This window comes from Paraburkholderia sp. TE9906 (genome assembly GCF_056279605.1).
Window position 1 is genome coordinate 104463 of the sequence record NZ_JBWCCT010000003.1, and the last position, 22885, is coordinate 127347.

The 22885-nt window shown below is 64.4% G+C and carries 20 protein-coding genes; 9 read left to right on the forward strand and 11 right to left on the reverse strand.

The features are described 5' to 3' along the window. Positions 1-16 precede the first annotated feature (16 nt). The 3 genes from ACZ9H4_RS08240 to ACZ9H4_RS08250 form a co-directional block, all read right to left on the reverse strand. On the reverse strand, positions 17-1276 hold the full coding sequence (locus ACZ9H4_RS08240; protein WP_408324411.1) for an HlyD family efflux transporter periplasmic adaptor subunit: 1260 nt from the start codon (positions 1274-1276) through the stop codon (positions 17-19). 41 nt (positions 1277-1317) lie between these two features. Beyond that, entirely contained in the window at positions 1318-2847 is a 1530-nt protein-coding gene (locus tag ACZ9H4_RS08245; RefSeq protein ID WP_476118720.1) for an efflux transporter outer membrane subunit, read from the reverse strand. Positions 2848-2949: 102 nt separating this feature from the next. Beyond that, positions 2950-3387: a MarR family winged helix-turn-helix transcriptional regulator gene (locus ACZ9H4_RS08250; protein ID WP_408142222.1), complete on the reverse strand. Its 438-nt coding sequence runs from the start codon at positions 3385-3387 to the stop codon at positions 2950-2952. Between the two features lie 214 nt (positions 3388-3601). Here ACZ9H4_RS08250 and ACZ9H4_RS08255 point away from each other — a divergent pair, with 214 nt between their 5' ends. Then, positions 3602-4300: an FMN-dependent NADH-azoreductase gene (locus tag ACZ9H4_RS08255; RefSeq protein WP_476118721.1), complete on the forward strand. Its 699-nt coding sequence runs from the start codon at positions 3602-3604 to the stop codon at positions 4298-4300. Between the two features lie 4 nt (positions 4301-4304). Then, the gene (locus ACZ9H4_RS08260) at positions 4305-4730 is read left to right on the forward strand and encodes a cupin domain-containing protein (protein ID WP_408142226.1); all 426 of its coding nucleotides are present in this window, start codon (positions 4305-4307) and stop codon (positions 4728-4730) included. Positions 4731-5093: 363 nt separating this feature from the next. Here the strand turns inward: ACZ9H4_RS08260 and ACZ9H4_RS08265 are convergent, their stop codons facing one another. Then, positions 5094-5426 (reverse strand): hypothetical protein, encoded by a 333-nt coding sequence (locus ACZ9H4_RS08265; protein WP_476118723.1) that lies wholly within the window; start codon positions 5424-5426, stop codon positions 5094-5096. Positions 5427-5728: 302 nt separating this feature from the next. Between ACZ9H4_RS08265 and ACZ9H4_RS08270 the strand changes: the two genes are divergently transcribed. After that, positions 5729-7084: an MFS transporter gene (locus tag ACZ9H4_RS08270; protein WP_408152636.1), complete on the forward strand. Its 1356-nt coding sequence runs from the start codon at positions 5729-5731 to the stop codon at positions 7082-7084. 342 nt (positions 7085-7426) lie between these two features. Here the strand turns inward: ACZ9H4_RS08270 and ACZ9H4_RS08275 are convergent, their stop codons facing one another. Beyond that, a complete protein-coding gene (locus ACZ9H4_RS08275; protein ID WP_476118724.1) occupies positions 7427-9922 on the reverse strand; it encodes a penicillin-binding protein 1A in 2496 nt (831 codons plus the stop codon). Positions 9923-10083: 161 nt separating this feature from the next. Between ACZ9H4_RS08275 and fabV the strand changes: the two genes are divergently transcribed. Beyond that, positions 10084-11280, forward strand: a complete 1197-nt coding sequence (gene fabV, locus ACZ9H4_RS08280; RefSeq protein WP_408142234.1) for an enoyl-ACP reductase FabV — start codon at positions 10084-10086, stop codon at positions 11278-11280. 128 nt (positions 11281-11408) lie between these two features. Further along, complete coding sequence (locus ACZ9H4_RS08285; protein ID WP_476118726.1) at positions 11409-12005, forward strand: hypothetical protein; 597 nt, start codon at positions 11409-11411, stop codon at positions 12003-12005. On the opposite strand, the gene ACZ9H4_RS08290 is transcribed toward ACZ9H4_RS08285, so the two are convergent. The 3 genes from ACZ9H4_RS08290 to ACZ9H4_RS08300 all read right to left on the reverse strand — a co-directional run bounded on the left by ACZ9H4_RS08290 (position 11984) and on the right by ACZ9H4_RS08300 (position 14143). Further along, positions 11984-12328: a Rap1a family protein gene (locus tag ACZ9H4_RS08290; protein ID WP_408142238.1), complete on the reverse strand. Its 345-nt coding sequence runs from the start codon at positions 12326-12328 to the stop codon at positions 11984-11986. The two genes, ACZ9H4_RS08285 and ACZ9H4_RS08290, sit on opposite strands and share 22 nt — an antisense overlap. A gap of 236 nt (positions 12329-12564) precedes the next feature. Continuing rightward, positions 12565-13188, reverse strand: a complete 624-nt coding sequence (locus ACZ9H4_RS08295) for a glutathione S-transferase family protein (RefSeq protein WP_476118727.1) — start codon at positions 13186-13188, stop codon at positions 12565-12567. A gap of 58 nt (positions 13189-13246) precedes the next feature. Then, complete coding sequence (locus ACZ9H4_RS08300) at positions 13247-14143, reverse strand: LysR substrate-binding domain-containing protein (protein WP_476118728.1); 897 nt, start codon at positions 14141-14143, stop codon at positions 13247-13249. Positions 14144-14270: 127 nt separating this feature from the next. Between ACZ9H4_RS08300 and tam the strand changes: the two genes are divergently transcribed. Both tam and ACZ9H4_RS08310 read left to right on the forward strand, forming a co-directional pair. Next, the gene (gene tam, locus ACZ9H4_RS08305) at positions 14271-15047 is read left to right on the forward strand and encodes a trans-aconitate 2-methyltransferase (protein WP_476118729.1); all 777 of its coding nucleotides are present in this window, start codon (positions 14271-14273) and stop codon (positions 15045-15047) included. A gap of 190 nt (positions 15048-15237) precedes the next feature. Beyond that, entirely contained in the window at positions 15238-15603 is a 366-nt protein-coding gene (locus ACZ9H4_RS08310; protein WP_175157603.1) for a hypothetical protein, read from the forward strand. Between the two features lie 21 nt (positions 15604-15624). Here the strand turns inward: ACZ9H4_RS08310 and ACZ9H4_RS08315 are convergent, their stop codons facing one another. The 3 genes from ACZ9H4_RS08315 to ACZ9H4_RS08325 form a co-directional block, all read right to left on the reverse strand. After that, a complete protein-coding gene (locus ACZ9H4_RS08315; protein ID WP_476118730.1) occupies positions 15625-16839 on the reverse strand; it encodes a porin in 1215 nt (404 codons plus the stop codon). Between the two features lie 57 nt (positions 16840-16896). After that, entirely contained in the window at positions 16897-18348 is a 1452-nt protein-coding gene (locus ACZ9H4_RS08320; protein ID WP_476118731.1) for an APC family permease, read from the reverse strand. Positions 18349-18646: 298 nt separating this feature from the next. Continuing rightward, on the reverse strand, positions 18647-19642 hold the full coding sequence (locus ACZ9H4_RS08325; RefSeq protein ID WP_408142251.1) for an AraC family transcriptional regulator: 996 nt from the start codon (positions 19640-19642) through the stop codon (positions 18647-18649). 202 nt (positions 19643-19844) lie between these two features. Between ACZ9H4_RS08325 and ACZ9H4_RS08330 the strand changes: the two genes are divergently transcribed. Together ACZ9H4_RS08330 and ACZ9H4_RS08335 are read left to right on the forward strand one after the other, a co-directional pair. Further along, positions 19845-21830 (forward strand): primary-amine oxidase, encoded by a 1986-nt coding sequence (locus tag ACZ9H4_RS08330; protein WP_408142253.1) that lies wholly within the window; start codon positions 19845-19847, stop codon positions 21828-21830. Next, complete coding sequence (locus ACZ9H4_RS08335; protein ID WP_476118733.1) at positions 21811-22815, forward strand: hypothetical protein; 1005 nt, start codon at positions 21811-21813, stop codon at positions 22813-22815. The genes ACZ9H4_RS08330 and ACZ9H4_RS08335 overlap by 20 nt, the downstream gene beginning before the upstream one ends. Positions 22816-22885 lie beyond the last annotated feature (70 nt).

Sequence of the window (22885 nt, forward strand, 5' to 3'; positions counted from 1 at the left end):
CTGCGCGGCTGCCGTTTCAGCCCGCCTTGCGCGGTGTGGGCTTTTGCGCCGCGTTCTTTTGCGTCGTGCTGGCCGCGATCTCGCGCGTGGCCGGCATGTTCTGCGCGATGATCCGGGCGATTTCCGCATCCGCATCGGCGCCGTATTGCGCGAACACATCCGTGCGGTACGTGGTGCCGGCCGCCGCGCCGAGCTGCGCGCCCGACTCTTCGCGCGTGTCGACGTCGACCTGCATCGACAGCCCGATACGCAGCGGATGCCCGTTCAGTTCGCTTTGATCGAGCTGGATGCGCGCCGGCAGCCGCTGCACGACCTTGATCCAGTTGCCGGTGGCGTTCTGCGCGGGCAACACCGCGAAGGCGGCGCCCGTCCCCGCCGAAAAGCCCACTACCCGGCCGTGATACTTGACGCCCGAGCCGTACACGTCGGCGGTAAGCGTGACGGGTTGGCCGATGCGCATGTGGTTAAGCTGGCCTTCCTTGAAGTTCGCATCGACCCAGACGCCGTCGAGCGGCACGATCGCCATCAGCGGCGTGCCTGGCGCGACGCGCTGGCCGACCTGCACCGAACGCCGCGCGACGTAGCCGGTCACCGGCGCGGGCAAGGTGTTGCGCGCGTAGTTCAGATAGGCGTCGCGCACTTTCGTGGCGGCGGCCTGCACGTTCGGATGCTGTTCGATCGACGTGCGATCGGTCAGCGCATGGTTGGCCTCGGCTTGCTGGCGCGCGGCGTCGAGCGCGGCCTGGGCGGAGCTGACCGCGTCGCGGGCATGGGCGATTTCCTCGCCGGATACCGCGCCCGTCTCGGCCACGGTCAGGCGGCGCTTCAGGTCGTCGTTCGCACGCGCGAGATCGGACTGGCGTTGCGCGACGGTGGCCGCGTAGAAGTCGTTGTTCACGTAGAGGCCGCTGACCTGGCGCACGGTCTGGCCGAGCGACGCTTCCGCATCGGCCAGCGCGATCTTCGCGTCGGCGTTGTCGAGCGTGACGAGCGGCGCGCCCTGCTTGACGATCTGCGTGTCGTCGGCGTTCACCGCGACGACCGTGCCGCTCACTTGCGGCGTCAGTTGGACGAGGTTGCCGCTCACGTACGCGTCGTCGGTGGACTGATGGTACTGGCCCACCGTGAAGTAGTACGCGCCGTAAGCCGCGCCCGCCACCACGACGGTTGCGGCGAGCAGCGTGAGCAGCAGCTTGCGCTTCGTGCGGGGCTGTTGCGTTTCAGGGACCGGGTCCGCTTTCGCGGTCGCGCGGACAGTGTCGATCGTTTCGCTCATGATGGGGCTCCTGACAGATTCGGAATTGTCGCGATGGCGTTTCAACGCGCGGCGACGACGGGTTGAGTGTTTGCCGCCGAAGCGGCCGCTGCCGATGCCGTGGCCGTGGCCGGATTCGCGGCATCGGCGTGGTCGGCATAGCCGCCGCCGAGCGCCACGGCCAGGGCAATCTGCTGATCGCGCCGGTTCATCCTGAGATTGGCGACCTGCTGGTCGGCGGCGAGCGCGGTGGTGTCGGCGTTGAGCACCGTCAGCTGATTGGCGAGGCCGGCCTTGTATTGCGTGAGCGCCAGCTGGTCGGCGCCGCGGGCGGCGTCCTGCGCAGCCTCGGCGTCGACGAGTTGCTGGTCGGTCGAGCGGATTTGCGCGAGCTGCGTCGCGACTTCCGAGAGCGCGGTGACGAGAGTCTGGTTATAGGTGGCGACCGCGTAGTCGAACTCGGCGTAACGGCCCTTCAATTGCGCGCGCAATTGGCCGCCATCGAAGATCGGCAGATGAATCGCCGGGCCGGCCGATGCGGTGCGGCTCGCCGCAGTCAGAAAACGGCCGAAGCCGAACGCGTCGAGCCCAATGGCCGCGCTCAGATTGATGTCGGGATAGAACTCGGCCTTGGCTTCCTTCACGTCGTGAGTCAGCGCATCGACACGCCATTTCGCGGCCACCAGATCGGGGCGGCGGCTCACCAGATCGGCGGGCAGGTTCTCCGGCAGACGCACTTCATCGCCGACGCCGAGCGCCGGCCGCGTGATCGCGAGACCGCGGTCCGGCCCCGCGCCGAGCAACGCCGCCAGTTGATAGCGGGTCGTGACGATGCTGCCGTCGAGCGCGGCCAGCGTCGCGCGGCTGGTGGCGAGATTGGCCTGTGCCGTCTTGCGTTCCACTTGCGTGTCGAGACCACTGGCGATGCGCCCGGCGGTGATACGGTCGATCCGTTCGCGTTGCGTGATCTCCTGCTGCGCGATGTCGCGCAACGCGTAGAGGCGTGCCAACTGGTTATACGCACGCGCCATCGACGACGTGAGCGTCAGCCCGACGACTTCCGCGTCGGCCTGGCTTGCCTGCAGTTGCGACAGCGACGCCTTCAGCGCTTCGCGATTCTTACCCCACAGATCAAGATCGTAGGAAGCGGACAGCAGTCCCTTGTTTTCCGATTGCCATGAACCCGCATACGGCGGCGGCACGAGCGCGGTGCTCGAAAACTGTTGCCGCGTGAACGAGTAGGTCGCGCCGACCTGCGGCATCGTGGCGGCCTTCGCGGTGTCGCTGTAGGCGGCCGCGGCGGCGACTCGGGCGCGGGCCTGTTCGACCGATGGATTGCCCTTCAGCGCTTCGGCGAGCAAGGCCTTCAGTTGCGCGTCGCCGAACTGGTCGGCCCAATCGGCGGCCGGCCAATGACCATTGTCCTGCGGAATGCTTTGCTCAGTCGCGTAGGTCTGCGGCTGCGCCATCTGCCTGTCGCTCGAGATACCGGCGTAGTTCGCGCACGCCGACAGCACGGCCGCGAAGATCACCGTCACACCAGCCTTCGCGACTCGCGACCGGGCTGCCCGGTTAATTAACTGTGATTTCATTTTCTGACCTGTCAGATAAATAGATGAAAAAAAATCGCTGCGATGCTGCACGCCGCTGTCCGTCCTTGAGAGCCCTCGCGTGCGCCTTCGCTTGCGTTGCGCCTAGTCCGCGAGAAACTTGTTCAGCAAGCGGCGGAGTTCTTCGAATTCGGCTTTCGTGAACTTCCTCAAACGCCGGTTAAGCACGACCGGGACGATCTCCGGCAACTGCGCGGCGACCGCTTCGCCCTCTTTCGTCAGCTTCAGGTTGACGACGCGGCGGTCTTCGATGCTGCGCGAGCGCTCCAGCAAACCCTTCGTTTCCAGCTTGTCGAGCATGCGCGTCATCAGGCCGGTGTCGATGCCGAGCAGCTTCGACAACTCGAACGGCGTGGCGGCGACGCCCCGCCGCATCGACAGCAGAATGCCCATCTGCTGTGCCGTGATATCGAGGTCCTTGAGCGCGGCATCCATTTCGGTCACGAGCAGGTTACGCGCTTTGTTGATCGAAAAGCCCACGCTTTGCGTGAGGCTGAAACTATCCGGCGAGTAATGATTCATCGTGGCCTCCTGGTGGGTGAGCGGAACTTTATCTGCGAAGTCAGATATTGTCAAAGTTGATTCCGGTACTTCACTGTTTCATGGCGCGGCCTATCTCGCGGCGCGGCAGTGCGTCAAAGTGGTTACCTTGAATTAGACAAAACCGGTCATTTCATAAAGCCAGTCGAGTCTTTAATCTGCATTCAGGTTAATCACTAACGCAAGGACGGAAATCATGAAGATCATGCACGTCGACGCCAGCGCGAAACGCGAGCGCTCCAACTCCCGCGCGTTGAGCCGCTATTTTCTGGAACGCCTGTGCGAAGAGCGCGTGGACCTCGAAGTCGACTACCTCGACGTCACGGTCGATACCCCGCCGCACGTCACCGAGGCTTTCGCGATTGCGACCTACACCCCGACCCACGAACGTACGGCGGCGATGAAGGCGACGCTGGCGGCATCGGATGCGCTGTGCAAGCGCCTGCTCGCCGCCGATGCACTCGTCTTCGCGATGCCGATGTACAACTGGTCGATGCCTTCGGCGTTCAAGGCGTACATCGACAGCGTCACGCGCACCGGCCTCACCTACGTGAACTCGGAAGATGGCCACACCGTCGGGCAACTCGTGCGCCAGAAGGTGCTGTTCATCACGAGTCGTGGCGCGGACTTGCGCGCGGGCTCGCCCTACGAATCGATGGATGCGCTCACGCCGGCGTTGAAAGCGGCTTTCGGCTTTCTCGGGGTCGCCGAGCCGACTTTCGTCGATGCGCAGCCGCTGCAATTTGCGAACCCCGAGGCGCGCGCGGAAGCACTCGAACGGGCACGCACGGAACTGGTCGAGGTAGCGGCAAATTGGGCGAAGCAGGTTCACGCTACCGCGGATGCGCTCACCGCCGATACAAACAATGAAGTCATGACGCTTTGTCAGGAGTAACGCAATGAAGATTCGCACCCTTATCGCGGCGACGTTGGCCGGATTCTCGATCATCGGCGCTTCGCCGTCCGCGTTCGCCGCCGACTCCACCGCTCGCGAAACGATCACACCTGCTTTCGCCGAAGCGATTGCGAACGTGCCGGGCAAGACGATGACCGCGCTGGTGGTCGACTACGCGCCGGGCGGCAAGTCGCCGTCGCATCGGCACGGCCAGGCCTTCGTGGTCGGCTATGTGCTGTCGGGCGCGATTCGCAGCCGGGTCAACAATGGCGAGGAGCGCGTCTATCACGCGGGCGAATACTGGACCGAGAAGCCCGGCGTCCATCATACGGTTAGCGAAAACGCGAGCGCGACCGAACCGGCGAAACTGCTCGCCATCTTCGTGGCGGATACGAAAGACAAAAACCTCGTCACGTTCGACAAGAAGTGACGGCGTGGCAGCGGCCCTCGTTGCCGCGCACGCAAGCAGGCGGCCGGCGCGGTTGAGGCGTCGAAGCCGCCTGCCGGCATTTTTTCGTTGAGTACGGTGAGCGGAGCGAACGAGGCAGTGCGGCGTCTGGTGCTGCCGCGAAAGTCGTCGCAATTGCGATGCTTCTATTAGTTGCCGCACGCCGCGGCCGCGCGTGTCATGGAAAGGTTTCGTTAAAGCCGGCGTGGCGGCTTTCGAATACACGCGTCAATGGATTCGCGGTTTGTGAATGCTGCGGCGGGCCAGCGGCTCATCGCCGACGCAGACACACACCTGCATTGCGGAAAAACGGCGAGCGCATATCGCACCCCTGCCCGCTTCACACTAGAACTTCGGATGGCACTCGAAATTAACCGACGACGCGTGCTCCGACATCACCTGCACACCGGTGACGGTTTCTGTCGTGACGCTGCTGTGCATTCCGCGACGCTCGCAATAGTCGCGCGCTTCGTTCACCGCGTGTTCGTGCGCGCGCGCCCATGCCATGCGCCCGCCTGTCGCGCTGGCCGCGACCGTGTAGGTACCGGGCTTGTCGCTGGCGACGACGTCGCTCGTCGATGCACAGCCCACGAGGCTCGCGCTCGCGAGCACGGCCGCGATAAAACCGCGCACGCGGTGGTGGGATTCGAGTAGTCGAGGGGAATGATGGAGGGCCATGTGATACCTGTACTTTTTCTCGCGGATTACCAAACGTAATTATCCGCAATCGCATGCAAGAGATCAGCCTCGCCACCTGAAAACACTGTTACGCGTGTATTAACAATCTTTCGAAACGTTGCGGCGCGCGTCCACGCGTCATTTCATTCCACGCCCATTGCCTTTTGCCGCCGCGGCACATTCGTTGCTCCCTCGCTCCGACATCACGGCACGTGTAAAAGCCTTCCGCAAACGCATTTCAGCGCCTAGTCTGTAACGACACCGTTCAAACGAAACCGGAAAGTGGACCGGAGGAGACATCGATGGAACTCGAAGCACGCACCCTGAAACGTGTCACGGTTCGGCTCGTGCCGTTCCTGATCCTTTGCTATTTCATCGCCTATCTGGATCGTGTCAACGTGGGCTTTGCCGCGTTGCAGATGAACAAGGCGCTCGACCTGTCGGCCAGTGCGTTCGGTTTCGGCGCGGGGGTCTTCTTCATCGCGTATTTTTTCTTCGAAGTGCCGTCCAACCTGCTGCTCGAACGCTTCGGCGCGCGCCGCTGGATCGCGCGGATCATGTTCACGTGGGGCATTCTCGCGGGCGCGATGGCGTTCATCCCCGATATCTCGCGCTACACGGGACTCTCGCCCGCGCATGTCTTTTATGGCCTGCGCATTCTGCTGGGCGTGGCCGAGGCGGGCTTCTTTCCCGGCATCATTTTCCTGCTGACGCTGTGGTTCCCGGCCGCCTATCGCGGCCGCGTGGTCGGCTATTTCATGGCGGCGATTCCACTGTCCACGGTGATCGGCGGGCCGATTTCCGGTGCGCTGCTGTCGCTCGACGGCCACGGCGGACTCGCCGGCTGGCAGTGGGTGTATCTGATCGAGGCGCTGCCCGCCGTGTTCCTTTCGTTTGCGGTGCTGTTCTACCTGACCGACCGGCCCGCCGACGCCACCTGGCTCGCCGCCGAAGAACGCGACTGGCTGGTTGCGCGCCAGAAACAGGAGCGCGAGCATCGTGAAGCCGCGCGCGCCTTCAGCGTGAAGGAAGCGCTGATCAATCCGCGCGTGCTTGCCATCGCCCTCATCTATTTCGGCGCGAACGCGACCAATTACGGGCTGAGCTTCTTCCTGCCGCAGATCGTCAAGTCCTTCGGTCTCACCAACCTGCAGACGGGTTTCGTGACGTCGCTGCCGTATATCGTCGGCGTGATCAGCATGGTGCTGTGGGGGCGGCATTCGGACCACAAGCTCGAACGCCGATGGCACGTCGCGATCGCGCTGCTGGTCGCGGCCGGCGGCATCGCGGCGGCGGCCGGGCTCGACAATCCGGTGCAGAAGATGATCGCATTGTCGATCGCCGGGTTCGGCATCTTCGGCTGCCTGCCGGTGATCTGGACGTTGCCGGCCGCGTTCCTGTCGGGCGCGGCGGCAGCGGGCGGAATTGCCGCGATCAACTCGCTCGGCAATCTGGCCGGATTCTTCGGACCGTTCGCGATGGGCTGGATCAAGGACAGCACCGGCGGCTTCGGCGCGGGTTTGCTGTGCCTGTCGGGCGCGGGACTCGTGGGGGTCGCGGCGGTGTTGCTGCTGCATCACGATGCGTCGCTCGAAGCGTCGGCATCCGGGCTGCCTGATCCGCGCGCGGCGGGCGGTGCTAATGTGGCGCGATCTTAGTGGTGGATGGGGTGGCAGAGATGCGGCGCGATGGGGCATCACGCCGTGCACGAAGCGCGGGATAGCCCCGGCTTGTGGACGAGGCCAAGCGACGCGTGAGCCGAAGCGGTCACGCTGCGGTGACGCAACCGCGCTGCAGCGACATAGACTCGGGATCTTGCCGCGCTATCCGAACGTATTGATCAACGCGATCGAGCCCCGGCCGCACCGATGCCCGTGAGCAGCTCGGACCCCGCGCCCAGACCGCCGGAATCGAGGGAGCGCTCAGCGAACCAACCGCGCTGAGCGCCCCCCGGAGCCATCGCATCGTGCGGCCCCGGTCTCGCAGACTGCTCTCCACGCTCAGCGCGCCGCGCTGCCGTTCATCGTCGCCCCTTCGCCGGGCGTGCTATCCGCATCGGGCGGCACGACATCGTCCGGGGTGGGCGTCGGCGCGATGGCCGGCGCACCGCCGCCGCGCGCTTCACCGTCGACCGCCCCGCTCGCGGGCGCCGGCGCCGATCCCGGCGCTTGTAGCAGCGGCGGCAAGTCGCGCGGCTCGACCACCGTCTCCGACACCGCGGACGCCGCCGACGCCTGAGGCGCAACGGTTTCAACCGGCGCCCGGCGCACCGGGCTGCGCGGCGCAGCCGGCTTCTCCGGTTTGACCGGCGCCGCCGCCAGCAACTGCTGGAACCAGTCGCGCAACCGGCCGGTGCGTTCGGCGAACCAGCCCGGTGCCTGCGCCGTATCGAACTTGACGTGCGTGTCGACGAGCCGCGAGCGTTGCGCGCGCTGGAAGAAGTCGCCGACGATCGGCAGCGCGCTATGCGCCCCCTGCCCCCAGTAATCGCTGCGCAACGTGACCCGGCTGTCGTTGAAACCCACCCACGCGCCCGCCACCAGTTGCGGATGAATCAGGATGAACCAGCCGTCCGCGTTGCCCTGGGTCGTACCCGTCTTGCCCGCGACGTCGCCGCGCACGCCGAAGCGGCCGCGAATGCTCGAACCGGTGCCGCGGCTCACGACGTCGCGCATCACGTCGACCAGCGTGCGGGCGGCATCGGCGGGCAGTTCCTGGCGGGACGGCGCCGGCGCGAAATCGGCCAGCACCTCGCCGTTGCGATCTTCGATGCGTGTGACCATCACCGGCTCCACATAGCCGCCGAGGTTGGCGATCGTGCCGTAGGCCGACACCATCTCCTTGAGCGTCACCGGGCTCGTGCCGAGCGCGAGCGACGGCACCGGGTCGAGTTCGCTGTCGCGCACGCCCATGTCGCGCGCGAGGCGCGCGACCTTGGTCGGGCCGACCGTCTCCATCACCTGCGCGGTAATGCGGTTGCGCGAAAACGCGAGCGCGTCGCGCAGGCTGATCGCGCGCTCGCTCGGTTCGTCCTCGTCGCTCGGACGCCAGACTTCGCCGCCCGCCAGCGGAATTTCGACGGGCTTGTCGACCAGCGTATCGGACGGTTTGGCGCCCGCCTCGAAGGCCGCCGCATAGACGAACGGCTTGAACGTCGAGCCCGGCTGACGGCGCGCCTGCTGCACGTGGTCGAACGGGTCCTGGCTGAAGTCGCGGCTGCCGACCCACGCCCTGATCTGGCCGTTGCGCGGGTCCATCGCGAGGAAGTCGGCCTGCACGCGGGTCTTCGTCTCGCAGACCGACTTCACCAGATCGTGATCGGATGCGACGCGCTTGAGTGCGTCGTCGTCGCTCAGGCCCGCGTCTTTCGCGGCGCGGAACTCGGGCGTCTCGCGCAGGAAAGTCTGCAGCAGGTCGCGGCCGCTCGAACATCCCGAGCGCGTGCCCCACGCCGAGTTCGCGATGCCCTGCAACTGGTTGCCCTGCAGCGTGACGGCCTGGGTCGCCATGTTCTGCAGGCGCGAATCGATAGTGGTGCGCACCACGAGGCCGTCAGAGTAGATGTTGTAGTCGTTGCGATCAGCCCATGCCGCGAGCCACTTGCGCAGTTGCTGCGCGAAGTGCGGCGCGGGTCCGGGCGGCTCGGTCTGACGCTCGAAATCGATGCGCAACGGGCGGCGCTTGAGCGTCTCGTAGGCGGCGGGCGTCAGCTTGCCGTACTTGACCATCTGCGCGAGCACCGTATTGCGGCGATCCAGCGCGCGCTCCGGGTTCAGCACCGGGTTGTAATAGCTGTTGCCCTTGAGCATGCCGGTGAGCGTCGCACTTTCCAGCACGTTCAGGTCGGACGCCGATTTGTCGAAATAGGTGCGTGCCGCCATCTCGATGCCGTATGCGTTGTACAGGAACGGCACCGTGTTCAGGTAGGTTTCGAGAATCTCGTCCTTGCTGTAGAGCGCTTCGATCTTGAACGCCGTGATCGCTTCCTTGAGCTTGCGCGTGAGGGTCGGCGCGCGGCCGATCTCGTCCGGATAGAGGTTGCGCGCGAGTTGCTGCGTGATGGTCGAGCCGCCCTGGCGGTCGCCGGAAAACGTATGCAGCGCCGCGGATGCGGTGCGCCGCCAGTCGAGGCCGAAATGCTGATAGAAGCGGTGGTCTTCGGTCGCGATCAGCGCGCTCACCACGTTCGGCGAGATGTCCTTGAGCTTGACCCACTCGCGGTTGGACGGCTTGAACTCGGCGAGCAGCTTGCCGTCGGCCGAGAGAATTCGCGCCGGCTGCTCGATCTTCGCCTTGCGGATGTCGCCGATGCCCGGCGTGAACGGAATCAACAGCAGCACATACAGGAGCAGCAGCACCGGCAGTGCGGCGCACGCCCACGCCACGCCGCGGCGGGTAGGATGGCGCAGGTGCCACAGCGCCTGCGCGATGTGCGGGTTGATGAAGGTCAGCCCTTTGTCGAGGGCCGCCAGAAACGAGGGGATGAGGCGCTTCACGCTTGCTACCGTCTGCCGGGAAAGGCGCAATCCTACCAAGATGCGCGGCGGCGGCGGATTTTTGCGTGATGGACGGCAACCCGGGTCGGCCAAACCCGCACGGTGGCCCGCAACAATCGGGGGCCACTATAATGTCGCCAAATTCCGACAAGAGGTGCTTCATGATCATCAAACCGCGCGTGCGTGGCTTTATCTGCGTTTCCACCCATCCGACCGGCTGCGAAGCCAACGTCCGCGAACAGATCGAGTACGTCAACGCACGCGGCCCCATCGCCAATGGCCCGAAAAAGGTGCTCGTGATCGGCGCATCCACCGGCTACGGCCTCGCCGCGCGCATCAGCGCCGCGTTCGGCTGCGGCGCCGACACGCTCGGCGTGTTCTTCGAGCGCGCCGGCAGCGAAACCAAGGCGGGCACGGCGGGCTGGTACAACAGCGCCGCGTTCGAGAAATTCGCCACGGAAAAAGGGCTGTACGCGAGCAGCATCAACGGCGACGCGTTCTCCGACGAGGTCAAGCAGCGCACCATCGAGGTCATCAAGCGCGATCTCGGCCAGGTCGACCTCGTCGTCTACAGCCTTGCGGCGCCCAAGCGCACGCATCCGAAGAGCGGCGAAGTGTTCAGCTCGACGCTCAAGCCGGTCGGCCAGGCCGTGAACCTGCGCGGCATCGACACGGACAAGGAAGTCATCAAGGAAACGGTCCTCGAACCGGCGACGCAGACCGAGATCGACCACACCGTGGCGGTCATGGGCGGCGAAGACTGGCAGATGTGGATCGACGCGCTGCTGGAAGCCGGCGTGCTCGCGGACGGCGCGAAGACCACCGCGTTTACCTACCTCGGCGAGAAGATCACACACGACATCTACTGGAACGGTTCGATCGGCGCGGCCAAGAAAGACCTCGACCAGAAGGTGCTGGGCATCCGCTCGAAGCTCGCGGCCAAGGGCGGCGACGCGCGCGTGTCGGTGCTCAAGGCGGTGGTCACCCAGGCCAGCTCCGCGATTCCGATGATGCCGCTGTACCTGTCGCTGCTCTTCAAGGTCATGAAGGAGAAAGGCACGCACGAAGGCTGCATCGAGCAGGTGTACGGTCTGTACAAGGAGAGCCTCTATGGCGCGGCGCCGCATCTGGACGACGAAGGCCGTCTGCGCGCCGACTACAAGGAACTCGACCCCGAAGTGCAGGAGCGCGTGCAGGCGCTATGGAATCAGGTGACCAACGAGAATATCTACGAACTCACCGATTTCAGCGGCTACAAGACCGATTTCCTGCGGCTGTTCGGCTTCGAGATCTCGGGCGTGGATTACGAAGCGGACGTCAATCCCGACGTGCAGATTCCGAAGCTCGTGCAGGTTTGAGTGGCGTTTGAGGTTTGGTGTTTGACGCGCGGCGGGCTCGCTCGATGCGGGCTCGTCGCGTGGTTGCACTGTTGGTTTCGTCGCGGGCTGACGGCTGCCGTGACTCAAGTTGCGAGGACCTGCGTGCGATGCCATTCGAAGCCGCCGAAGCCACTATGTGGCAACTCGTCCAACGCCATACGGGCCGGGTCGGCTACCGGCGCGGCATGAAATCGGAAGGGTTGTCGGCGAGTCCGCCGGTCATCGACTGCTCCGGCTGGACCGCCCTGCTTCTGTCGCGAGCGCTGCAAGCGCACAACGTGGCGGCCGCCCGCACGGTGTTCGCCGACGACGACATCGCCGCGCTCCACACGTGGTCCGAGCGCATCATCCACGAGATCGGGCAGCGCACCGGCTTCGTCCTGCAAGGCACCGCCCTCACAGCCGATACGTTGCCGCGATGCGCGACCATCGGCCTGAAGATCGGCAATCCCGCCTGGGCGGCCAACCATCCCCGGCCGCGAGGCATCACGCATATCGTGCAGATCGTCCGCCGTCCGGACGACGACGCACCGTTCGTCTCCGAATCGTTCGATGGTTCCGTGGCCGGCATCCGGCTCACGCCTCTTGGGGAGTGGCTGGCGCGCGCCCAGCCGACGCTCGACGCGAACGAGGCGTGGGCCGTCGACGCCTTCCGGCTGGCCTCAGGCGCGGCGCGCTCGCATCAGCAGGGAAACGCCCCCTGAAGCGCACGCAGAATCGCGAGGCCGATCGGAAAATCGTCCGAAATGCCGGGGTGGTTGGCAAAAAACGCGTCGAGCAACGGATAGACGGTCTGATTGCCGATCGCGAGCGTTTGCGGCGGGCAGAACAACTGCGGCCGCTTCTTCGCGACCAGGTCGCCGTTCGCCCAACCGTACGCGTTGATCGTGCCGGTGATGTACGCGGCGTAGACCGAGTTGTTATCCGTATGAGCCCACTGTTTGTACTGGGCCGCCGTCATTTCGGCGTTCGCATTGAGAGCGAAGAACGCTGTCAGCAAAGCCAGCGCGAATTTCGATAACCGCATCGTTGAACCTTCAATCCGTGTCGCAAAAGCGGCCATTGTAGGGGAGTCGGGACGTGGTGCGCAGAAGCGTTGCGTACGTGCGAATCTGTAAGCTTTTCCGGTGGGTTTTTGTCAGTAGCGCGGACACGGAAAGGACGGGTGCGGCGCAGGACGCGCCGCGTCGGTCGCTCGGTTCGCCTCGGCGAAAACGGAGGTGTTCGCATGCCGTGCGAGGCGCGGCCGAGCGGCCGATTGCCTTATGGCGTGCCGTTGCGGCAGTAGTCGCGATAGCCTTCGCGCCCGGCCAGCCGAGCCATGTAAGCGCTAACGGCCGGAAAATCTTCGTGCTGCAGCGGCGTGTCGAGCCAGCGGTTGACCGACAGCGCGATCGGAATGTCCGCGAGCGAGAACGCCTGCCCCGCGATGAACGCGCCCGTGCGCTCCAGTTGTCCTTCGACGATCGCCATGTGCTTCGTCCAGTTCGCGCATGACAGCGCGATCTGCTGCTGATCCTGATGGGCGGGAGAATGCCGCACCAGCGCGAGAAATGCGTAACTCCACGAGCGATTCAGCTCACTCGCCTGCCAGTCGATCCATTGGTCGCAGCGCGCTCGCTCGCAAGGATCGCCCGGATAGATCGCCTCGCCGTGATAGCGGCCCGCCAGATAGCGGATGATCGAATTGGATTCCCACAGCACGAAGTCGCCGTCGCGGATCACGGGCACCATCGCGTTCGGATTGAGCGCGCGAAATTCCGCGACGTCCGTCGCGCGAAATCCCGAACCCCGGTCCTCCTGCTCGAAGGACAGCCCGAGTTCCGCGCAGGTCCAGAGCACCTTGCGGACGTTGATCGATGAGGTCTTGCCGAGTATCTGGAGCACGGCTCGTTCGTCGTGGATGGATGATCTGATGAAAAGGCTGGGACGGCTGACTCCCCCCTCACCCCTTCAGCGTCGCCTGCTCGCGAATCATGTCGTACAGTGCCTGCGCCGCCGGCGACAGTTGCGCGGTCTTCCGTGCGACCAGCACGAGCGTGCGCGACACCGCCGGCTGTGTCAACTCGATCATGCGAACCGTAGGGTACGCGCCCTTCTGCAGCGCGAGCGCCGGCACCACGGCCGCGCCGACGCCTTGCGCGACCAGCCCCACCGCCGTCGAGCTGCGCTGGACCTCGTAGAACGAGCGCAACGCGAGCCCGCTCGTTTCCAGTGCGCCATCGAGCAGCGCGCGATTGCCGCTAACCTCGCCCGCAAAGATCAGCGCATACGCGTGCAATTGCCGCCACGCCATGCGCCGCCGCTTCGCGAGCGGATGATCCTGGTCGCAGATCAGCACGTAACGGTCCACCGTCAACGGCACATTGACCAGATCCGGATGCGGATCGCGCGCGATACTGATGCCGAATTCGACCTCCCGCCGCAACACGGCCTCCTCCACCGCCGCCGACGCGTGATCGAGAATCTTGATGCGGTTATGCGGATAGCGCGCTGCATACGCCTGCAGAATGCGCGGCAGATACTGCACGCCCACGGTCGGTACGCAGGCCATCGACACGTCGCCGCGCCGGGCCGTCCCCGTCTCGCGGATTTCGACCAGCGCGTCGGCGAGTTCGCCGAGCAAGCGGCGCGCTTGCGGCAGGAAACTGCGGCCGATTTCGGTGAGCGCCATCGACCGGGTGGTCCGCTCGACCAGTGTGACGCCGAGAAACGCTTCGAGCTTTCGCAGCCGTTGCGTGATCGCCGTTTGCGTGACGTGCAGCGAATCGGCCGCGCCCTGAAAGCTGCCGCGATCCGCAATCGCGACGAAGGCCTGGACGCCGAGCGTGTCGATTTTCATTAGAAAAATGAAGGAATCGGAATGATAAATTCATTTTACTCCGGTGACGTATCGAGCCGAGAATGCGCTTTTTGAACGCAGCCGCAAACCGGCCGTTCAGCATGACCCGCACACAAAGGAGCATCAGATGACAGCGACAACGGCTTGGCAGGCGAAACAGTACATGCTGTTCGAAAACGAGCGCACCCGTCCGGTGAGGGATCTGCTCGCCGCGGTCCCCGCGACGCACGTGCGCCACGCGGTCGACCTCGGCTGCGGCCCCGGCAATTCCACCGAAACGCTCGCGGCGCACGCACCGGGCGCGGCGATCGTCGGTCTGGACAGCTCCGCCGACATGATCGCAGCGGCCCGCCAGCGCCTGCCGCAATTCCGGTTCGACGTGAGCGACATTTCGACGTGGGACGCGCCGGGACCGTACGACCTGATCCTCGCCAACGCGGTGCTGCAATGGGTGCCCGGCCACGAGCGACTGTTTCCTTCGCTCGCGCAAAAGCTCGCGCCGGGCGGCAGCCTCGCCGTGCAGATGCCCGACAATCTGGACGAACCCGCGCACTGTCTGCTGCGCGAGGTCGCCGCGCACGGCCCGTGGGCGCTCAAGCTCAAGGGCGTCGAGCGGACCATGCGCTTTGGCGCCGACTGGTACTACGGTTTGCTCAAGCCGCTGTGCACGCGAGTCGACGTGTGGCGCACCGTCTACCATCACCCGCTCGCAGGCGGGGCCGGCGCGGTGGTCGAATGGTTCAAGGGCAGCGCGTTGCGGCCGTTCCTCGCCGCGCTCGACGACGCCGAACAGCAGGCCTTCCTGCAACGCTACCAGGACGAAATCGCGAAGGCCTATCCGGCGCTCCCCGACGGCACGGTGCTGCTGCCGTTCCCGCGGCTTTTCATCGTCGCGACGCGTTAGCCGCGCCGGCCGCGCCCGAGCGGCGGCACCTGCGCCCGAGCAGGCGGAAAGCGTATGCCCGCCTGCCGCAAACAGTGCGCCAGGATACGCTGGAAATTGCCGCGCCTGAATTTTGCGTGATATTGTTGCTGAAAGCGGAGGACGACGTCCCGCCGTCCTCTCCGGGCAATTTACAGCAGCGAGCGTCGCCATGAGTGATGTACGCCATCATCTGAGTCCACGTGACCGTCTGGAGCTGTTGTGCTGGCTCACATGCGGCAGCCTTGGCGCCTATTACCTGAACGAAGACTGGCCCGACGCGGCGTTTCATGTGCAGTCCGCGCACAAGTGGCTCGACCGCCGCGCGCGCGAGGCCGACTGGCTGAGCATCGCGAAGCTGTCGGCCACGGCGCTCGACATCGCGCAGCGGCACGCCCGCTTCGTCGATACCGATTGGGCGCGTGACGCGGTCGAGGAAATTCTCGATACCGACGACCTCGACCCGCAAGCACGGCTGGTCAGGCAAGTACTGGCGGATTGCCAGAATGCGCTGGCGGATCGCCGGCTCGCGGATTGAGCCGGCGCGGGTGCGGCGCGTTCAGAAGTTGTGCCGCAACCCGACGATCACGGAAAGCTGCTTATCCGAGTCTGAGTTGACGATATTCGGAATCTGCGCGAGGTTCTGCGTCGCGCCCGTCGACGGATCGATCGCCAGCCCCGCGGCCGAAGACTTCTGCCCGATCGCCACCGCGTACACCGCGGTGCGCTTCGACAAGCTGTACACCGCCCCCAGATTCACCTGATGTACTCGCGTCGACGCGCTGCCCGACGGCCTGGCGTCGTTGAAAATATAGGCGAAGCCTAGCTGCAAATCGGGCGCCAGCGCGTACGTGGTATTCAATTCGGCGATATCGAACGAAATATCCGCGCCGTCGGGCCGCGCCGCACTCGCGAAGTACTGGCTCTGCGACAGCCGCGTATGCGTGTAAGTCAGCGCCACGTTCGCCTTGCCGAACGCATACGAGCCCCCTGCCCCGAATATCCGCACCTTGCTCGCGTCCTGCAGCAGGCAGTACGACGCGCCGGGGTTCGCGCAACTGAAGTCGCCGATATAACCGTTGGCGCCGCCCAATGCCGCGTCGAGCGGCTGGTTCAACTCCAGATACCCCGCGCTCAGCGACAACGGCCCATGCACGTAATTCGCCGCGAGCGCCCATCCCTTGTTGCGTGAAAAATCGCCCGCGACGCCGCCGAGACTGAACAGCCCGCCGAACGTGAAGCCGCCGAAGCTCGGGCTGATGTACTTGATCGAGTTGTTGAAGTTGAACGCCTCGTTCAGATTGTCGACGTCGCCGAAATGCGAGCCGTACAGCGTCGCCCAGTTATTGCTCGACACATAGGCGCCGAGGAAATCGGAGAACGGATCGTACTGGCGGCCGAAGGTGAGCGCGCCGTACGTGCTGTTGTTCAGACCGACCCACGCGTTGCGGTTGAACAGCGTGTTCGATTGCAGCATCGCGCCGTTGCCGATCAGGAAGCTGTTTTCCAACGTGAAATTGACCGTCGTGCCGCCGCCGATGTCCTCCGTGCCCATCAGGCCCCAGCGCGACGGCACCAGATTGCCGCCCGCCAGCTGATAGTTCGCGTGGCCGCTGGTACTGCCGTCGGCGTGCGTCGTCTGCTGGTTGTTCGTGTAGACGAGGCCGGCGTCGACCGTGCCGTACAGCGTGACTGAAGATTGCGCGTGTGCGCCCATCGCGAGGCCGAGCGCGGCCAGCGCAAGCGCCGAGCGCTTGACGAATTTGTCTGCCATGTTTTTGCCGGAAAGTGAGGTGAGCTGTGGTGAGCGTGGACCGATACGGAGAGACGCTTACTGGCCGAAGCCCGCGTAGATGTCCGGCCGCTTCTTGCGCAGGATGAGACCGATCAGCACGCCGACGAGCGCCACGGCGAACACGATCCAGGGGAAGGACCTGACGATCGGGCTATCGGAGCCGCTCAACGCATCGAGATTGCGCACGAGGATCACGCCGATATACAGCAGGCCGAGTCCGCCGAGCAGCGGCGCGAGGAACGAGTGCCACACGCGGGTATCCTTGCGCGTCTTGCGGAAGAATGCGATCACCGAAAAACTCGTCACCGCCTGCAGCATGACGATGCCGATCGTGCCGAGGGCCGAGCTCCAGCTGAACACGACGTTGAACACGTCGCTGCCCGACGCGATGAACAGTCCGAGCAACACGCACACGGACAGCGTTTGCAGATAGCTCGCGACATACGGCGAACGGTATTTTTCATGCACGCGGTTCAGCGCTTGCGGCAGGATGCCTTCGAGGCTCAACGCGTGGATATAGCGCACCAGCGTGTTATGAAACGACAGCAGACTCGCGAAAATACTGCTGAGCAGCAGGAAGCTCATCACCGTCGTGACCGCGCCACCGAGGTACTTGCCGGATTGAATGAACCAGAAATCGCCGGGCTGTTTGGTCGCGACGTCGACCACGTCGGCGAGACCGTACGCGCAGACGATGGTCCACGTGACGAACGCGAAGAACACGAGAATCAGCATGACCGACACGTACGTTGCGCGCGGCACGGTCACTTTCGGATCGCGGCATTCCTTGCCATAGATCGCGGTGGCTTCGAAACCGATGAACGACGCGAACGCGAACATCACGGCAATGCCGAGGTGGCCGCTGAAAACATGCTGCGGCGAGAACGGCGCGAGCGTGAGGCCGTTGGGCCCGCCGCCGTGGATCACGATCGCCATCGCGAGCAGCATGAGGATCCCGAGTTCGAGACACATCAGCACGCCGAGCAGGCGGCTATTCAGATCGATGCCGCGAATGCCGGTGAATTGCACCACCGCCACGCAGATCAGCGAATAGCCGTACCACGGCAGCGCGGTATGCAGCAGCGGCGACAGGATCACCGTGCAGAAGAATCCAAACAGACCGTATAGCGCGATCTGGATGAACGTGTACGACATCAGTGCGACGAGCGCGCCGGCCATGCCCAACGGCCGCCCGAGTCCTGCGGCGATGTAGGCGTAGAACGCACCGGCGCGCACCACGTGCCGGCTCATCGACGCAAAGCCGACGCTGAAGATCAGCAGCACGAGCCCGGCAATCACGAACGCGCCAGGAATGCCCGCGCCGTTGCCGAGACTGATCGCGGGCGGCACCGCGCCGAGCATGCCGGTCAGCGGCGCCGCCGCGGAAATCACGAGAAACACGATCTGCCACAAGCCCAGCGTATTGCCCTTCAATTCCACGGGGTTCTCCGCGTCGACCAGACTGGTCGGCGAATAGGGTTCATTCATCGCTGCCTCTATGTTATTGGCTAGTCTGAAACTCGCCAGAACCCTTGCACTACTTGGTTATGGCGCTCGCTTGACCGACCTCAAATGCTTCGGGGTGAGCGCATGGTAGGTAGCTAAAAAATAAAGCGACTTCGCCAACTGCGCCAAATTTTCGATAAAGCGCGCCAATGCGGGCGAACCCTGAATTCGCCAGCCTGCAGCAGATACTTAGGAAACCCGATGTTATTTTTCCGGTGTGGTCGGCGCGAGGTCGCACGATACTTTCAGAATGAAAGCAGCATGCGTGTGCGCCGCGCGACTATTTTTTCCAGCTGCGTGTGGCGCGCCATAACACGGTCGCGTCGGCATAACCGACTGCCCGTGCGATTGCCGCATTGGTGAGCCCGTCGCGTTCGAGCAAACCCGCGACGCTGCGCTGCCGCTCCTCGCGCAGAATCTGCCGCACGGACGTGCCTTCCTGCGCGAGATGCCGTTGCAGCGAGCGATGCGAGAGGCCGAGGTCTTTGGCAATGTCCGCGACGATCAGCTTTTCATGCGCAAGCCGCCGCGTAACCAGATCGCGCACCTGTTCGACGATGCTGTGCGGCATCGCATCGTTCGCAATCAGATCGGTTGCGTGGCGCTCCATCATGCGCGCCATTTGCGTATCGGCGCTTTTGAGCGAAGCGTCGAGATCCTGCGGCCGCAGAATCACGCCATTGAAAGGCTGCTGAAAGCGCACCGGTACGCGAAAGATGCGCGCATAGGGTTTGAGATCGGCCGGCGCCGCGTGTTCGAAATGCACTTCGACCGGATTCCATGCGGCGCCGCGCACGAGCCGGATCATGTTGCACATGGTCGACAGGCTGTACTCCGCGTCCTGGCGGCGCGGCCAGATTTGCGGACTGGCGATCTGGTAGGTCCAGATGGGCCACTCGTCGTCGCGCAGCACTTCACAGCTTGTCGTGTTCTGCCACGAGGCGAGCGCGAGCGTGAACTTGCGCATTGCCGCGTTCAGCGTGGGTGACGAAAGAAAGACGAGGCCCGCCGGCCCCAGTTCCGTCAACTGCAATTCGCTGCCGAGCCGCAAGCCGAGCGACGCTTCGCCGAGCACTTCGGCCGCGCGCTCGAAGGCCGCCACGTAACGCGTGAGCGGCAGGATTTCATAGGGATTGGACAATAGCCGCCGGCTCATGCCGAACGCTTCGAGCAGCGTGTCGCAATCGGCGCCCGATTGATCGAGTGCGCGCACGACCGGTCCCATCACCGCCGCGCGAATCATCGGGAAACTGCCATTGAGCGTGACTTTTTTCATGTTGAGCGTCTCCTCTCCAGTCTGCGCTGTCGTGTTGCCCGAGTCGTTTCCTCTGGCGCACTTTATCGCTCAATTGGCGCGATAAGCAAGCGCGAAAATATTATTGGGTTCCTACGATTTGCCATCGACTCAGCGTGCGCCGCGTGTCACCGGTGCCGATCGGCACGCTGTCCGGTCCAGCAAACATCTTTACGGGAATCTTATGAACACGAATGCCACGAAAGCTGCCCGCCCCCTCGTTCATCCGCTCGACCCATTGAGCGGCGACGAAATGCAACTTGCCTGCGATCTCGTGAAGGCCGCCGAAAAACTCGACTCGCACGCCCGTTTCCCGATGGTCGAATTGCGCGAGCCGCCCAAAGCCGAAGTGGTCGCGTTCAAGACCGGCGACTATTTTTCGCGCACCGCATTCGTGCTCGCGATCGACCGCTCGAATGGCGCGACGATCGAATTCGACGTGGACCTGAGAGAAAAACGCATCGCGTCGCGCCGGGTGTTGCCGTTCGACCAGGCGCCTTACGGTCAGCCGCCCATCATGATCGACGACTTCATGAACGCCGAGCAGATCGTCAAGAACGACGAAGCGTGGCGCGTAGCGATCATGAAGCGCGGCCTCAGCGAAAAGGACCTGGAGCGCGTGCAGGTCGATCCGTTCTCGGCCGGCTGCTTCGATCGCGAACACGAAAACGGCCGGCGTCTCGTGCGCTGCGTGAGCTACTACCGCGAGACGCTGACCGATAACGGCTACGCGCACCCGATCGAAGGCGTGCTTGCGGTGGTCGATCTGCTCGAAAAGAAAGTGATCGAACTGATCGACGACGGCCGCATCATTCCGATTCCGCGCGCCAAACACAACTACGACACGCCGAGCCTCGGCCAGCCGCGCAGCACGCTCAAGCCGCTGTCGATCGATCAGCCCGACGGCCCGAGCTTCACGATCGACGGCTGGCACGTGAGCTGGCAGAACTGGACCTTCCGCGTCGGCTTCACGCCGCGCGAAGGGCTCGTGCTGCATCAACTGTCGTGGGACGACGGCAAGCGCGCGCGGCCGATCATCTACCGCGCGAGCGTCACGGAAATGTGCGTGCCCTACTCCGATCCGAGCACCAACCATTACTGGAAAAGCGCGTTCGATGCGGGCGAATACGGGCTCGGCAAACTCGCGAACCAGCTCGAACTCGGATGCGATTGCCTCGGCACGATCCGCTATTTCGACATCCCTTCCGCCGACGACTTCGGCAACGCGTTCGTGATGAAGAACGCCGTATGCATGCACGAGGAAGACTACGGCACGCTGTGGAAGCACTATGAATTCCGCACCGGCGTGTTCGAAATGCGCCGCTCGCGCCGTCTCGTGATTTCGTTCTTTGCGACGGTCGGCAATTACGACTATGGCTTCTACTGGTATCTGTATCAGGACGGCACGATCCAGCTCGAATGCAAGCTGACCGGCATCGTGCAGACCTCGGCGGTGGCGGACGGCGACACCTATCCGTGGGGCGGCATGATCACGGAGAACCTCGGCGGCCCCACGCACCAGCACTTCTTCAATGCGCGCATGCACATGATGGTCGACGGCGAGCGCAATACCGTCACCGAACACGAATTCGTGCCGCGTCCGATGGGCGATACGAATCCGTACGGCAATGTGTTCGATACGACGAAGCAGGTGCTCAAAACGGAGAGCGAAGCCGCGCGCCTCGCGAATGGTCGCACGGGTCGCTACTGGAAAGTCATCAACCCGAACGTGAAGAACGCCGTGGGGGCAAATCCGGGCTACAAGCTGATTGTCAACGACTCGCCGCTGATGCTCGCCGACGAGCGTTCGAAGGTGCGTCAACGCGGCGGCTTCGCGACGCGTCACGTGTGGGTCACGCCGTTCGATCCGGCCGAGCGCTATGCCAGCGGCGACTATCCGAACCAGCATTCGGGCGGCGACGGCTTGCCGCGTTATATCGAGGCGAACCGCAACATCGAGAACGAAGACCTCGTGTTGTGGCACAGCTTCGGCCACACGCACGTGTGCAAGCCCGAAGACTTTCCGGTGATGCCCGTCGAGTACGCCGGCTTCATGCTCAAGCCGAACAACTTCTTCGCCGGCAATCCGACGATGGATCTGCCGGCCGAGCGCGATCTCAACAGCGTCGAAGACGGCAAGCCGACGGATCATGGCTGCTGCAAGCACTGATCCGGCGCTGCGCGGCGCGCGGCGCGTCGGCGATACGGCAAGCGTGCTTGCCGTGTGCGCGGCCGGCTCGGCTTGCGTGCTGATCGCTGGCGGCGCCGCTGCGTTGTCGATGCGCGCGGGCCTCCATCCACACACCAGCGCGCTGTGGATGAGCGCGCTGGCGCTGGCGACGATGATGGGCGCGCCGCTGCTGATAGCGCGCTCGACTCGCCGCACCACCGTCGCAACCGCCGCAACATTGATCGTCACGATGAGCGCGATGAATGCGCTACCGGCGTATCTGAGCGGATTGCAGCAAGGCGGCCTGCTCGCCGCGTTGATGATCGCGGCGGGCGGCGCCCTGCTGTTTTACTGGCGGCAATTGAGCGGCACGGTCCCCAATGAGCGTCATCACACGAATGAGCCTACGCAATCGACGCGCGCAGCAAGCACGACAGCGCTGCTCGCGTTACTTGCGGGCATGTCGAGCGGCAGTCTCGCGCGCTTCCAGTTGTTTGCTGTATGCGGCGCGGGCGACGTGCAACCGCTCTGGCACATTGCGCTCCTGCTGGCGGCGGTATGCGCGCTGGCCTGCTACGCCGACCGCTCGCGCAACGACCGGATGCTCACGGCGTTGTACGTTGCACGCGCGCTGCTGATCGGGACGCTCGCCACCGTCGATAACCCCGCGCTCGCCCCGCTCGCGGCAAAGCTATTTCTGTTGCTCGACTGCCTGACGATCCCAGCCCTCGCGAATCTGCAAGGCAACGCGAAGCGCGCGCTGAGCGCGAGTTGCCCCGGCATCGCGCATCACGTCGGCATGCTGGCAGGCGCCGCCTTGTCGACCACCCCCTACTTTTTCGGCGACGGATTCGTCGTGCTGTTCGGCATCAGCGCGGCCGCGAACCTGCTTTGCGCCGCGTCGCTCGCCACCCATTGGCGCGGCACGAAACCGTTCCACTTGCGCGCACACCGGTATCACAGCGAGGCTCACTCATCCGGATAGCGTCGCACCGCTTGCACCCACGGACCACCGACCCACGGACTCAAGACGCACTCAACGGAGACGAAGCACC